Source organism: Desulfitispora alkaliphila (assembly GCF_050433185.1).
In the GTDB taxonomy this organism is placed as follows: Bacteria; Bacillota; Desulfitisporia; order Desulfitisporales; family Desulfitisporaceae; genus Desulfitispora; species Desulfitispora alkaliphila.
Genome location: NZ_JBNPXS010000001.1, coordinates 94,087 through 108,380, shown reverse-complemented (window position 1 = coordinate 108,380; position 14,294 = coordinate 94,087). Strand labels below are relative to the sequence as shown.

At 42.3% G+C, this 14,294-nt stretch carries 16 protein-coding genes; all 16 read left to right on the top strand.

Going from position 1 to position 14,294, the window contains the following annotated elements:
* Nucleotides 1-2: 2 nt before the first annotated feature.
* The 16 genes from GGQ84_RS00545 to glgA all read left to right on the top strand — a co-directional run bounded on the left by GGQ84_RS00545 (nt 3) and on the right by glgA (nt 14,293).
* Complete coding sequence (locus GGQ84_RS00545) at nt 3-707, top strand: ABC transporter ATP-binding protein (RefSeq protein WP_429157790.1); 705 nt, start codon at nt 3-5, stop codon at nt 705-707.
* On the top strand, nt 701-1,381 hold the full coding sequence (locus GGQ84_RS00540; RefSeq protein ID WP_429157788.1) for a heme exporter protein CcmB: 681 nt from the start codon (nt 701-703) through the stop codon (nt 1,379-1,381). The genes GGQ84_RS00545 and GGQ84_RS00540 overlap by 7 nt, the downstream gene beginning before the upstream one ends.
* Nucleotides 1,382-1,386: 5 nt before the next feature.
* The gene (locus GGQ84_RS00535; protein ID WP_429157786.1) at nt 1,387-2,076 is read left to right on the top strand and encodes a cytochrome c biogenesis protein; all 690 of its coding nucleotides are present in this window, start codon (nt 1,387-1,389) and stop codon (nt 2,074-2,076) included.
* Nucleotides 2,077-2,088: 12 nt separating this feature from the next.
* On the top strand, nt 2,089-2,214 hold the full coding sequence (locus tag GGQ84_RS00530) for a CcmD family protein (protein ID WP_429157784.1): 126 nt from the start codon (nt 2,089-2,091) through the stop codon (nt 2,212-2,214).
* Between the two features lie 78 nt (nt 2,215-2,292).
* Entirely contained in the window at nt 2,293-2,463 is a 171-nt protein-coding gene (locus tag GGQ84_RS00525) for a DUF362 domain-containing protein (RefSeq protein WP_429157782.1), read from the top strand.
* Between the two features lie 103 nt (nt 2,464-2,566).
* Nucleotides 2,567-3,289, top strand: coding sequence for a hypothetical protein (locus GGQ84_RS00520; protein WP_429157780.1), 723 nt, complete (start codon nt 2,567-2,569; stop codon nt 3,287-3,289).
* Nucleotides 3,290-3,369: 80 nt separating this feature from the next.
* Nucleotides 3,370-4,242: a peptidase MA family metallohydrolase gene (locus GGQ84_RS00515; protein ID WP_429157778.1), complete on the top strand. Its 873-nt coding sequence runs from the start codon at nt 3,370-3,372 to the stop codon at nt 4,240-4,242.
* A gap of 165 nt (nt 4,243-4,407) precedes the next feature.
* Entirely contained in the window at nt 4,408-5,010 is a 603-nt protein-coding gene (locus GGQ84_RS00510) for a Fe-S-containing protein (RefSeq protein ID WP_429157776.1), read from the top strand.
* Between the two features lie 3 nt (nt 5,011-5,013).
* Nucleotides 5,014-6,174, top strand: coding sequence for an ABC transporter permease (locus tag GGQ84_RS00505; protein ID WP_429157774.1), 1,161 nt, complete (start codon nt 5,014-5,016; stop codon nt 6,172-6,174).
* 11 nt (nt 6,175-6,185) lie between these two features.
* Nucleotides 6,186-6,872, top strand: coding sequence for an ABC transporter ATP-binding protein (locus tag GGQ84_RS00500; protein WP_429157772.1), 687 nt, complete (start codon nt 6,186-6,188; stop codon nt 6,870-6,872).
* Between the two features lie 2 nt (nt 6,873-6,874).
* The gene (locus GGQ84_RS00495) at nt 6,875-8,026 is read left to right on the top strand and encodes an ABC transporter permease (RefSeq protein ID WP_429157770.1); all 1,152 of its coding nucleotides are present in this window, start codon (nt 6,875-6,877) and stop codon (nt 8,024-8,026) included.
* 69 nt (nt 8,027-8,095) lie between these two features.
* A complete protein-coding gene (locus GGQ84_RS00490; RefSeq protein WP_429157768.1) occupies nt 8,096-8,515 on the top strand; it encodes a BON domain-containing protein in 420 nt (139 codons plus the stop codon).
* An 86-nt stretch (nt 8,516-8,601) separates the two neighbouring features.
* Entirely contained in the window at nt 8,602-10,506 is a 1,905-nt protein-coding gene (gene glgB, locus GGQ84_RS00485; RefSeq protein ID WP_429157766.1) for a 1,4-alpha-glucan branching protein GlgB, read from the top strand.
* 40 nt (nt 10,507-10,546) lie between these two features.
* Complete coding sequence (locus GGQ84_RS00480; RefSeq protein ID WP_429157899.1) at nt 10,547-11,689, top strand: glucose-1-phosphate adenylyltransferase; 1,143 nt, start codon at nt 10,547-10,549, stop codon at nt 11,687-11,689.
* A 33-nt stretch (nt 11,690-11,722) separates the two neighbouring features.
* Nucleotides 11,723-12,844 carry a glucose-1-phosphate adenylyltransferase subunit GlgD gene (gene glgD / locus GGQ84_RS00475; protein WP_429157764.1) on the top strand — a complete coding sequence of 374 codons (1,122 nt, stop codon included), beginning with the start codon at nt 11,723-11,725 and terminating at the stop codon, nt 12,842-12,844.
* A gap of 21 nt (nt 12,845-12,865) precedes the next feature.
* Complete coding sequence (glgA, locus tag GGQ84_RS00470; protein WP_429157763.1) at nt 12,866-14,293, top strand: glycogen synthase GlgA; 1,428 nt, start codon at nt 12,866-12,868, stop codon at nt 14,291-14,293.
* Nucleotide 14,294: the final 1 nt, after the last annotated feature.

Below are 14,294 nucleotides of genomic sequence, written 5' to 3'. Positions count from 1 at the left end.
CGATGATTAGAGCTGAGGGTATATCTAAAAAAATTGGGAGTAGGGAAATCCTTAAGGGGATTGACTTAAATCTAGAACCAGGGCAATTTGTAACTGTATTAGGCCCTAATGGTGCTGGAAAGACTACTCTACTTAAAGTACTATCGCTATTGTCAAAACCCAGCTCGGGCAAATTATACATTGGGGGAACGGCTGTAGAGGACAACATAGCCCAAATGCGACAGAAGATAGGGGTTATTTCCCACAATACTTTTCTCTACGACCGCCTTACAGCATACGAAAATCTTCGCTTTTATGGAGAAATGTATAACGTCTCCAATTTGCGCCAGCGCATTTATGAAGTGATAGAAGAGGTAGGTCTAGAGTATGTAATGGCCGACCCGGTGGGGACCTTCTCTCGGGGAATGCAACAGCGGCTAAGTATAGCCAGGGCAATTATACATAATCCCCAAGTGCTGTTCTTAGATGAACCATATACTGGTTTAGATCAGCACGCCATAGGTATACTAAATAAAGTCTTATACAGCCTTCATGGGGAAGAACGCACTATTTTTATGATTACCCACAACTATGAACAAGGTTTGGAGCTAAGTGATAAAGTTGTTATCTTGGTAAACGGGTCTATAGTATACCAGGAAGAACCTGATTCATTGAGTGGAGATCAGTTTAAAAAAATCTACCTGGAACAGGTAGGTGGTCAATGGTGAATTTTTTTAGACAAGTTAAGACCATGGTTTGGAAAGATTTGACCTCAGAGTTTAGGACGAAGGAAATGCTCAGCTCCATGCTGATTTTTGCGTTACTAGTAATTGTTATATTCAGCTTTGCCTTTAACCCTACCAGGGAAACTACCGCAGAAGTCTTCCCAGGAGTGATCTGGGTGGCTTTTGTTTTTGCATCTGTATTGGGCTTTAACAGGTCTTTTACGTTGGAAAAAAGCAATGACGCTTTGATGGGATTAATGCTTATACCGGCGGATAGAAGCGTTATTTACTTTGGAAAGGTCATATCAAACTTTGTTGTGGTAGCCTTGGTAGAGTTAATATCTCTTCCCTTGTTTTTTATCCTGTTTGACTACAGGATTGAAGGGTCTATTATGCTATTGCTTTTGGTGCTTTTTTTGGGGACAGTAGGTTTTATAGCTGTGGGAACTTTTTTAGCAGCCCTTGCAGCTAATACAAAAACTAGTGAAATATTGTTGCCTATTATCATGTTCCCTATAGTTGTACCTGTGATTATAGCTGCTGTAGAGAGTACATCGGTTATTTTAGGCGGAACTTCCAATGTGGAATTGCGCTCATGGATTATGCTATTGGCCGCATATGACATAATCTTCTTAGTAGTTCCCTTTGTGCTCTTTGACTATATACTGGAGGTGTAAGAGGCATGAAATCGGATAAGCTAGTTACAATATTGGGATGGTTGACTCTAGTGGCCATGACTATAGCAATCTACATGGTTTTTATATGGGTGCCCGCGGATAGGACTTTAGGAGTGTCACAAAAAATATTTTACTTCCACGTTGCCTCTGCATGGGTAGGTTTTTTCGCCTTCTTCGTTGTATGTGTGGCCAGTATTATGTACTTGCGAACGCGCCACTTTAAGTGGGATATTTTGGCCGCAGCATCTGCAGAAATCGGAGTGCTCTTTACTACAATAGTGCTAGTTACGGGCCCGATTTGGGCCAGATCTGCTTGGAATACCTGGTGGAATTGGGAACCTAGATTGACCACTACCCTTATTCTGTGGTTTATATATTTAGCCTACATACTGATTAGAAGTAGTGCTGTTGAAGAGGAAAAGAAGGGAGTACTCTCGGCGGTGTTTGGTATTATTGGCTTTATCAATGTGCCCATTGTGTTCATGTCAATTCACTGGTGGCAGACAACGCTACATCCGGTAGTTATTGAAGCTGATCGAGTAGGCCTGCCTCCATCTATGCTGAACACCATGCTGGTATCCGTTGCTACCTTTACTCTGCTTTACTTTTACCTTTTGGGGAGAAGCATGGCTATCATGCATTTAAGACAAAAGGTAGATGATCTAAAAAGTAAACTGAGAGAAAAATATAATTAGGAGGTTAGGGCCATGGAATACTTATTTGGGGCATACACAGTTATTTGGGTTTTGATTTTTGGATACACCCTTTCTTTGGGTAAAAGACAGAAGAAATTAGAAGAAGAACTAGGACTTTTACAGAGGACGGTTAAATAGATATGAATAAGCCTCTGAAAAGGGGGTAATTATAACTAAAGGTAAAAAATTTACCTGGGTTAGGAGGTGAAATTAGTTATGACATATATAATAAATGATGACTGTATTAACTGTGGGGCCTGCCCTCCCGAGTGTCCAACTGATGCAATTACTGAGGAAGGGGATAAGCATCACATTGATCCAGACAAATGCATAGACTGTGGTAATTGTGCAGAAGTTTGTCCAACAGAGGCGCCAAATCCTGAATAGTACATAAGAGCATTCCCGGTTAAATAGGGAGTGCTTTTTTCATGGTCTAAATCAGGACGTGACCCTATATACTTTTGTGAGAATGTAAAATGGAGGGGAACCCTTGGTAGATCTGTTTTACTTTATGTTAGTTGGAGACACTTCCTTTATAGTGGTTACGGTGTTTACTGCAGTGGCTGGGATAATTCTTTCAGTTAATATGCTTACTATTGCTAAATTGTTCACTTTCCTATTAATAACAGGAGGGGAAAACAACAAAGGAAAAAAGCAAACAAATATAATTCCAGTTGCTCTAAGCTTCACACTAGGCTTTGCCTTTATACTGGGGACCAGTCCCTTGTGGAGCATGGGAACTAGCCTAGGAGCATCAGCTGCTGCCCTCTGGGGCAAAGGCCTAGGGATTACCTTTATCCTATTTGGAGCAAGTCTTATGGGGGTAATTGCCATGATTAAGGCTTTTGGATCCCTGATATTACCAATAAGAGTAATTGGATTTCACACCAAACAGGGGCAGTCTAAGTGGTTGAATAAGAGCTTGATAAAAGCTGTGCTAATGGGAGGGTTATTTGGTTTCGCACCCTTTTTGTACCAGAATCCCGTTGTATTAGTGTTGTTGACCACAGCTATTTCCAATGGGGGTCTGTTAACTGCCTGTTTTCTGTTATTTATACTGGGCATATTTAACTGTACCGGCTTATTATTATTAGCTGTTCTACTCCAAATATTTCAATATGGAAGAGGAGTAAAACTGTTCTCTGCTAAAAGTAGGGTAGCCTTGGGCGTAGTAGCACTTTTATGGGGATTTGTATTGCTAACAATAGCCTGAGATGACACCAATTACTAGTCACTCTCCCCCCTAGTCTGTAGTATAATGAACTACAGTTATATAGGGGGGAGGGGAGAGTTATGCTTCAAAAGACACTAATTTTATTGGTGATTGTTAGCTTGACCTTTGGTCTATTGGCTACCTATGCAAAAATACCAAAAATGATTGCCTACCAGGGCATAAAAACAGCAGTCCAAATGCAGCTGAAATTTAATAGAGATAACTGGGAAGTAAAGACTCGGGATAACTTTACTGTATACTACCGCCCAGAAGACCAGGGGGCAGTACCACTAGTTCTGTCAGTAGGAGAGGAAGCTCATGAAAAGGTTAATGAAGCGCTTAACTACTCTCCACAGGTAGATATACCCATAGTAATCTATCCAGATAGGGAATCCTTAAACCGCAGTTTTGGTTGGGATAGTGATGTGAGTGCCATGGGTGTTTACTGGGCCGGAGCCATAAAAATTCTTTCTCCTCAAGCGTGGATTGAAGAGGATGAACCAGAAGCGGTGGCGGAAAGGTTTAAATATGCTGGACCAGTAGTGCATGAGTATGTGCACTTAGTTGTAGACTACAAGACTAGAGGAAATTATCCTAGGTGGTTTACCGAGGGGTTGGCCCAATATTGGGAGCGGGAGATTACTGGGTTTCAATTTGATAGCCCTGAAGGTTCCTTAGATCAAGAATTGTACCCCCTGGCTAGAATGGACGCAGAGTTTGACAATCTAGACAATCAAGCCTTGGCCTACAGTCAGTCTTTGGCTTTGGTAGAATTCTTTTATCTCCAGTACGGTGAGGAGAAGATGGAGCTTTTATTAACAGAACTGAGAAAAGGGAGAAGCTTTGATGATACCTCTTCCATTGTCATGGGTCATACAATGGAAGAGTACCTAGCTTTATTCCAACAATGGTTAGCAACCGAACTGGAAAAAGAGGAGAGAATTGCTAGTTAAAGAGAACTGGCTCACTGCATTAAATATTGTAGTGAGCCTTTTTATTTAGATTTTATGTGAAGAAAATGTGATCAATTGAGTAACTTTGGTAAAGGTAATTGTGGTGGATAAATATTTTTAATATAATTATTCTAGAGCATAAATACCAAAATAGGGGGTAATAAAGTGGGAGATAAAAAGCAAGAGTTTATGGATAGACAAAAGGGAAATAAGGGTATGAACAGAGTAGTGATAGGAGTAGTTATTTTTGTGGTTCTTTTTGGATTGTCAGCCTTTGCCCTGATTAACAACAGCACAGATACAGCTGTAGGTAACAGGTGGGAAGGGGGAGACTTTAATCTGGGAAGTGAAGTGGATTACAGTGACCAGATAGTACCTCAGGCGCAAGTTGATTTAGAAGTAGAAGCTGGGCAGGCTTTAATTCAGCTGAACCAGGTTGAAGAAAATAAATTTATCTATACTCAATACCAACATGAAGGAGTGACATTGCCCCTCATGGCTCATATAGCGCCTTCAGGTAGGTTAGTAGTCTCTATCTCTTATTGTGAGCCCTGTCGCTCCCAAAGCTTTCACATTAATGGCAGTGAATTAGTATGCGATAGCTGCAACACTCGCTGGGACTTAGCCAGTATGGAGGGGATTGTAGGAGCCTGTACAGATTATGCACCTGAAGAGATTGATTACCAAGTGGCAGATGGAAAGATTGCTATAAGCGAGGATGATATTCGTTCATGGACACCAAGATCTCTCAGTGGTGCGGAGGGATAATAAGTGCGACTTGACAGCATTGTCTTTAAAAATTTAAAGAGGCGTAAAGGAAAGGCCCTATTTACAATCCTGAGCATCACCTTGGCCATAGGAACCATTATGTCTCTGTACTCCAGCGCAAGAGCAATAAATGTGGAGCTAGCAGATCGATTTGATGAAATAGGTGCTAACGTATTAGTAGTACCAGCTACAGAGCATATGTCAGTCACTTATGGCGGCGTGTCTGTGGCAGGTACGGGAGGTAGCTCCCCTTATCTAGAAAATGACCACGTAATGGACATAAATACAATTCCCAATAGCGAAAATATAGCCACAGTTGCACCAAAGCTACTGGTATCTTTGCCAGCATTGGGGGAAGAAAGGGCAACAATTATGGGTGTTGATTTTCCCCAGGAACTTAGATTAAAGCCTTGGTGGGAGTTTCAGGGGACTTTGCCCCGAGGAGTTGGTGATGTTATGTTGGGTGCTAATGTGGCAAACCAGTTTGACTTATCTCCGGGGGATCAATTAACCATAAGTGGTGAAGAATTTGAGGTTACAGCAGTGTTAGAGACCCAGGGAAACGAAGAGGATGGCCTCATTTTTATGCAGTTATTAAGGGCTCAGAATCTGTCCGGTTTGGAAAATAAGTTGTCCTTAGTAGAAGTGGCGGCTTATTGTACTACCTGCCCCATTGAAGAAATAGTAGCCGATATTAACGAGATAATTCCTGAAGCTAGGGCATCAGCAGTGGGAGAAGCAGTAAAAGCCCGGGAAGAAGTGGTGGATAGATTCACTAATTTTGCAACGCTAATTGCTATAGTAGTGGTTATTACTGGAGCAATGGTGGTTGGGTTAACAGCTATGTCTTCTGTAAACCAAAGGGTTGGAGAAATCGGTGTCTTTAGGGCATTGGGATATAGAAAAAAACATATTGCTGAAATTGTACTTACTGAAGCCCTGATGTTAGGGGCTATAGGCGGTATTCTTGGCTTTTTGCTGGGGACTGTTGCTGCCAATTGGCTGGCACCTAACATAGCTGGGATTGAACTGGCGGTAGGAGTTGACTTTATTACAGGAGGCCTGAGTGTTATAGGGGCCATAGTACTGAGCCTGTTAGCTGCTATTTATCCAGCTATTAGAGCGTCTCAGTTAGATCCAGTAGAGGCTTTGCGAGCCATTTAGGAGGGTTAAAAATGAGGGATGAAAGCTTAATAATTTGCGAGAGTATAACGAAACAATACCAGAGTGGGGGAGAGAATGTTGACGCCCTCAAAGGCGTTGACTTAGAGATTGCTTCTGGGGAATTTGTGGCCCTTATGGGACCTTCTGGATCAGGGAAGAGTACACTGCTAACAATCTTAGGAGCACTGAACCCCCCAACCAAAGGTATATTAAAAATAGATCAGATAGATGTTTACAAGTTGAGTACTGAAAGGAGAGCTGATTTCAGGGCTACCTATATGGGCTTTGTATTTCAGCAGTTCCAATTAATACCATATTTAACTGCTGTGGAAAATGTAATGCTGCCCCTGGCGATTACTGATAAGCCTGGAGAAGAGCAACTAGCCTTGGCAAAACAGGCTTTGGATAAAGTTGGATTGGCGGACAAGACCCATCGACTCCCAAACCAACTTTCCGGAGGGGAACAGGAGCGTGTTGCCATTGCTAGGGCAATTGTCAATCAGCCACCACTGGTTCTGGCAGATGAGCCCACTGGTTCCTTAGACAGTAACACCAGTAAGGAAATTATGGAGTTGTTTCAAGAGCTAAACAGGGAGGGTTTAACCATTGTGATGGTTACCCATAATAAAGAAAACCTGGACTATACAAAACGGGCTATTCATATCAGAGATGGTGCCATAGAAAAGGGCGAGGGTTAACTATGAAACTATGGACTATTGCATTAAAGAATATAAAGGTTAGAAGCGTGAGAATGGCCTTTACAATGCTAGGGGTTTTAATAGGAGCTGCTACGGCGGTTACTCTGTTTACAATTACCGCTACTATAGAGAGGGACCTAGAGGAGCAGTTTCAGCAGAGGGGAGCAACTATTGTAATTTTCCCCAAACGAGAGGGTTTTTCCATCTCCTATGGTGGCATTACCACTGGGGAAAAGGTGAGCAGTGGTGAACAACTAATTGATCAAGAAATTGTAGGAAACTTAGCTCAGAGGGAACAAGTAATTACAACTGCCCCTAAATTGGTTGCAGCTGTCAACGGAACAGAAGCTAATCAAATGTTGGGGGTAGGAATAGATTTAGTTAGTGAACTGGAGTTAAAGCCTAATTGGAAGATAGATAGTGGTGTTTCCAACCTCCAATCTGGAGAGTTGTTATTGGGTTTCCAACTGAAAGAGCAGCTTGGAGTAGAAGTGGGGCAGCTAGTTACAGTGGAAGCAGAAAAATTTAAAGTGGTAGGTGTGTTGGAGGAAACTGGGACAGAGGAAGATAGATTAGCCTATTTTCAATTGGAAGACTTACAACAACTTACCCAAAACTTAGGTAAAATTAGTTTAATAGAAGTAATGGTTCCCTGGGAGCGAGGACCTGAGCTATTGAGAGAATTTGAAGATATTCATGCAGGAATAGAAACGGCATTAGTACAGGATGCAACTCAAGGTAGGGCAGAGCTATTACAGCGATTTGGACAGTTTGCATCAGGGTTGACTGCTGTGGTAATGAGTATTGGAGCTATGATTATGGGTACCTCCATTTTAGCTTCAGTGCGAGAGCGAACTGGAGAGATTGGTGTATTGAGGGCTATGGGTTATAGGAAAATTCACATTGCCAAGATTATATTTTTCGAAGCGACCATAATCAGTATTCTAGCTGGCTTTGGTGGGTTTCTGGCAGGACTAGGGATTTCAGCTGTGGCAGTGCCATTAGTAACGGGAATAACTGGTGCAACCCATATTAATCCCATTGTGGGTTTCTGGACAATAATATTGACCATGGCAGTTGGACTTATGGCTAGTGTCTACCCTGCAATGAGGGCAACTCAATTAGATCCAGTAGAAGCGTTGCGACATATTTAATTTTTTTATGTGTATGAGAAAGCCTTGAAGGTAGGATACTAAGGTAAAATACTTTGGAGGCGATTATTTGTGGAGCAAGAAAATATAGTAGAGAAGGTGCATCAGGCTTTAGAACGAGGTATGGATACTAGGGGATTAGATATCAATATCTCTTACAGTAGTGGAGTGCTAACACTGCAAGGAGTAGTGGATTGGTTAGAGGAAAAAAATAAGGCAGAGTGCATTGCTCAAGAAGTGGTAGGTGCCCATAAAGTTGAGAATGCCATCACATTGGCAGTGGAAGGCCATGTGTCAGATCAAGAAATTACAGCGGGGGTTTTAGACAAACTACAAGAGCAGCAGTTGGAGCAATTTGGCGCAGAAACTCATGATGGGACTGTATCCCTATTAGGGCATGCCACTGAGAAGGAAGAGCAAAAGGCCTTAGAGTTGGCCAGTCAGGTCCGAGGAGTAAAGGAAGTATATAGTCAAGTTAAGCATGAAAATTAATGGCACAGCTGTCAAAAGCTGTGTTTTTATTTTTTCAATAAAAATTGAACAAAAAGACAATACTAAGCATACTGCAGAAAAAATAAATGGAGGTACCAATTTTGAAGTGTGCGCCTAGCGAATACGATGTTTATTTGTACCATCAAGGAACTAATTTTCAATGTTACAGAATGTTGGGAGCTCATCTGACAAAAGAGAGGGACACTTTAGGAGTCCGATTTGCTGTTTGGGCCCCTCATGCTCGAGAAGTGAAAGTGGTAGGGGACTTTAACCGGTGGGATGGAAAAGAGCATGGTATGACTAGAGTTGAAGGGGGAATATGGCATACATTTATTCCCGGCTTAGGGGAAGGAGATATTTACAAGTATGAAATAACCACCTGGTGGGGAGGAAAAATACAAAAAGCAGACCCATGTGGTTTTTATGCAGAAGCACCACCTAAATCTGCTTCAGTAGTTTATGACTTGGAGTCCTATCAATGGAATGACCAGGATTGGCAACGGCAAAAGGCTTTTGGAACAAGTTATAATGAGCCCATGGTCATTTACGAAGTCCATTTGGGGTCATGGAAGCGAAAAGAGGATAATCGGGTTCTTACATACAGGGAGTTAGCAGATGAGTTGGTAGATTATGTGGTAGAGATGGGTTATACCCATATAGAACTGCTACCCATAACAGAGTATCCCTTTGATGGCTCCTGGGGATATCAAGTGACGGGATATTTTGCGCCTACAAGTAGGTATGGAGAGCCACGGGATTTGATGTATTTAGTAGACCGCTGTCACCAACGGGGTATAGGAGTAATACTGGATTGGATTCCCGGTCACTTTGCCAGAGACGGTCACGGCTTATTTGAATTTGATGGGAAGCCACTTTACGAAAACCTAAATCCCATGAAAAGTGAGAACGCCGATTGGGGGACAAGAAATTTTGACTTAGGTAAAACCCAGGTTCAAAGCTTTTTAGTATCAAATGCCCTATATTGGCTTGAGGTCTTCCACTTCGATGGAATAAGAGTAGATGCGGTGGCTAGTATGCTTTATTTAGACTATGGCAAGCGACAAGGGCAGTGGATTCCCAACAGTCATGGGGGGAATGAAAGCCTGGAAGGGATAGCTTTTTTTAAGAAACTAAATGAAGCAGTTTTTGCTAGACAACCGCAAGCACTTATGGTTGCAGAAGAGTCTACTGCGTGGCCTCTGGTGAGTAAGCCTACATATATGGGAGGGCTTGGTTTCAACTATAAGTGGAATATGGGTTGGATGAATGACATGCTTTCCTATATGGAAAAGGATCCTATTTACCGGAAGTGGCATCACAATCAAATAACTTTTTCTTTTATGTATGCCTTTTCTGAGAACTACATTTTGCCTTTATCTCACGATGAGGTTGTCCACGGGAAGAAATCGCTTTTGGATAAAATGCCGGGAGACTATTGGCAAAAGTTTGCAAACCTGCGAGCCTTCTATGGTTACATGATGGCCCATCCGGGCAAGAAATTATTATTTATGGGAGGCGAATTTGGTCAGTTTATAGAGTGGAAATACGATAGTAGTCTAGACTGGCATTTATTAGATTATGATAAGCACCAGAAGATGCATCACTTTGTGCGTGAGCTCAACTGGTTTTATCGAAAAGAATCCACTCTTTGGGAATTAGACCACGATTGGCGGGGGTTTGAGTGGATTGACCCCCATGACTATAGTCAAAGCATAATTAGCTTTATGCGGCGAGGAAATAGCGTGGATGATGTGATGATAGTTGTATGCAATTTTACCCCGGAGGTGCACGGAGGATATCGAGTAGGAGTTCCTCAGCCAGGGGAATATAGAGAGATTTTCAACAGTGATAACCAGGCGTATGGAGGCTCAGGACAGGAAAATAGAGGTGGTATTATTGCCCAAGATGCCCAGTGGCACGGACAACCTCACTCTTTAGAGATAACAGTACCGCCCTTGGCCACCATTTACTTAAAAAAAGTAGAATCTTGACAGAGAGGTGTTAGCTTTGCTTAAGACCGATACTGTTGCCATGATATTGGCAGGAGGACAGGGGAGTAGACTGGGAGTTCTTACAGAAAACCTGGCCAAGCCAGCAGTTCCCTTTGGTGGAAAGTTTAGAATCATAGATTTTTCGCTCAGTAATTGTACCAATTCTCATATTGAGAATGTGGGTGTACTGACTCAGTATAGCCCACTACTACTGAATTGTACTATCGGAATAGGAGGACATTGGAACTTAGATAGGAAGAATGGCGGTGTTAGGGTACTTCCTCCCTACATCAAAAAGTATGGGGGTGAATGGTATAAGGGGACAGCTAATGCCATTTATCAGAATATAGATTATATAGAACAGTACAATCCCGACTATGTCCTGATACTCTCAGGAGATCACGTATACAAAATGGACTACAGCAAGATGATTGAGTTTCACAAAGAAAAGGGAGCTGACGCTACCATTGCAGTTTTAGAAGTTCCCTGGGAAGAGGCCAGTCGCTTTGGCATAATGGATACGGATGATCAGTACCGCATAGTAGAGTTCCAGGAAAAACCGGAAAAACCTAAAAATAACCTTGCATCCATGGGGATTTACGTATTCAATTGGCCTGTGTTGAAGAAATACCTGGAAGAAGATGAAGCAGACAAAGATTCAAGCAAGGACTTTGGCAAAGATGTAATTCCAAAGATGTTAGCTGCGGGGAGTAAGATGTTTGCCTATCCATTCTCCGGATATTGGAAGGATGTGGGCACCATAGAGAGTTTGTGGGAAGCAAATATGGATTTACTGGCAGATGAACCCCAGTTACACTTGTACGATTCCAACTGGCCCATATATTCTGTTAATTTGGATGAGCCGCCCCACTACGTAGCACCTTCGGGAAAGGTAGAACACTCATTGCTAAACGAAGGGTGTGAAGTGTACGGAACAGTGAGTAATTCGGTAATTTCCCAATCAGTTACTGTGGGAAAAGGAGCAGTAATAGAAAACTCAATTATTATGCCCAATGTGAAAATCGGTGAAAATGTCATAATCAAGCGAGCTATTGTGGGTAGTGGTTCCACTGTAAGAGCAAATAGCCGAATTGGCAATGGGGAGAACTCTCATGCACCCATTACAGTAGTGGGGGAAAATAGAACAGTTGCAGAAAACTCAGTGGTAACAGATGAACTATAGCATTGCTGTGGGTAATAGGAAGGAGAGTAGTGTATGAAGGATGTCTTGGGTATTATAGATGTAATCCGGGGAGAAGGAGAGTTAGAAATACTGACAGCTCAGCGCTCTTTGGCAGCGCTGCCCTTCGGGGGCAGGTATAGGATGATTGACTTTACCCTATCTCAAATGGTCAACTCAGGAATAGATTCTGTAGGTGTATTTACAGAGAGTAATTGCCATTCTTTAATGGATCACTTGCGCTACGCTAAAGATTGGGATTTGCACCGCCGTTGGGGTGGGCTGGCAATCTTTCCTCCTGACTGTCTCAAATACCCCTTCGGTCTGCATCGAGGTAGCTTAGAAAAGCTCTCTCCCCATGTGGACTACTTGAGAAAAGACCCCAAGAAGCTAGTGTTGGTAGCTGAAACAAATGCTATTTTTAGTCATAAGCTGGAAGAGGCCGTTACTCAACACCGAGAAAGTGGTGCCGATGTTACAGTGCTGTGGGCTAATAGTACAGGCGAAACTACTTCTCATATGAGAAATCCCTATTATAAATTAAGCTCCACAGGCAGGGTAGAAGAAGTGCAAGTTACTAGAGTTAAACCGGCTCCTGATTATGTTAGAGGTACGGGGGTCTATATTTTGCCAAAGGATTTACTCCTACAGTTTATAGAGGGTTGTGAAGCTCAAGGTAATACCTGTCTAGTTAGAGATGGATTAGCCAGAAATACCTCTGAACTCCACATAAGTTCCCATGAAGTAAAAGGCTATACTGCATGGATTGACAATATGGCCAGCTACTATGGGGCAAATATGGATATTTTAAAGCCCCATATTAGAAGAGAGCTGTTCTTTGAAAATGGGCCCATTCACACTAAGGTGAAAGTGGAACCTCCAGCCAAATATTTTGGCCAAGGAGAGGCCCATAACTCTTTAGTGGCCAGTGGTTGTCTGATCCAGGGCAAGGTAGAAAACTGTATTCTCTTCAGAGGTGTACGCATAGAGCCAGGAGTTCATGTTAAGGACAGTATACTAATGCCCAAGGGGGTTATCGAAAAAAATGTAGTCCTTGAAAAGGCTATTTTGGATAAAGCTGTCACTATTACATCTGGGAAGCAATTGAAGGGAGAAGCCAGTAATCCTGTAGTAGTAGCGAAAAATAAAGTTGTTTAGAAGCAAGGAGGTGAAAGATGAGTGAAGGTTCTTTTTGTAGCTGCAGAAGGAGTACCCTTTGTTAAAACAGGTGGTCTGGCCGACGTAGTTGGTTCCCTACCTCACGAGCTGAGGGCTATTGACTTAGAGGTACGCGTAGTGATGCCCAAATATCAAGATATCCCAATAGAGTATCAAGAAAAGATGCAGAATCTAACTCAATTTACAGTGCCCTTGGGTTGGCGTAACCAATACTGTGGAGTGGAAGAGCTAGAGCATAGGGGAGTGCCAACATATTTTTTAGATAATCAACAATATTTTCAGCGCCCTGGGATATATGGGTACCCAGATGACGGGGAGCGATTCTCATTTTTTTGTAGAGCTGTATTAGAGATGTTGCCCCAAATAGACTTTCAACCAGATGTTATCCACTGTCATGATTGGCATACGGGTATGGTAAGCACCTTACTTCAAGCTCACTACGGGGAAGTAGACTTTTATCGTAATATCAAGACAGTCTTTACCATTCATAACTTGCGGTATCAGGGTACCTTTCCAAAAAGTATCCTAGGAGATTTGTTGGGATTGGATGATAGTTACTACTGGTTCGAAGGAGTTGAGTTTCACGGAGAGGTTAGTTTTATGAAAGCCGGAATTGTATATTCAGATATAATAACAACAGTTAGCAAAACCTATGCGCAAGAAATTCAACAGCCCTATTATGGAGAAAGGTTAGATGGGCTTTTACAAAAACGGAAGGACGACTTACATGGGATTATTAACGGTATCGATTATCAGATTTACAACCCTGAGCTAGATCCTCGAATTGAACACCCCTTTGACAGGGATAACATGAGGGGAAAAACTGTAAATAAGAAAAAAATGCAGCATCTAATGAACCTCCCCATTGATGAGCGAATACCGGTAGTTGCTTTAGTGACTAGGTTAGTCAGTCAAAAGGGACTTGACTTAGTAGAGTGCGTTCTTCATGACATAATGGAGCTACCCTTGCAGTTTGTGGTTTTAGGTTGTGGGGACGAACACTACGAGAAGCTGTTTTCTGAGGCCGCTCAAGAATACAGCCATAAGTTTGCTGCAAAAATCTTGTATGATGAGAAACTAGCACATCAGATTTATGCGGGAGCAGATATTTTTCTCATGCCTTCTCTCTTTGAGCCCTGTGGGCTCGGGCAGATGATAGCCCTGCGTTACGGGACATTACCTCTAGTTAGGGAAACTGGTGGTCTGAAAGATACAGTTACATCCTATAATGAGAAGACTGGGGAGGGAAATGGGTTTTCTTTTACTAATTACAATGCCCATGATATGCTCTATACCCTCAAAAGAGCTATTTCTCTATATCAAAAAAACGATCAGTGGCAACAGCTGAGGATAAAAGCTATGGGTCTTGATTACAGTTGGAATAGATCAGCTCGGGAATATAGAGATGTTTATCAGATAATAAAGTAGG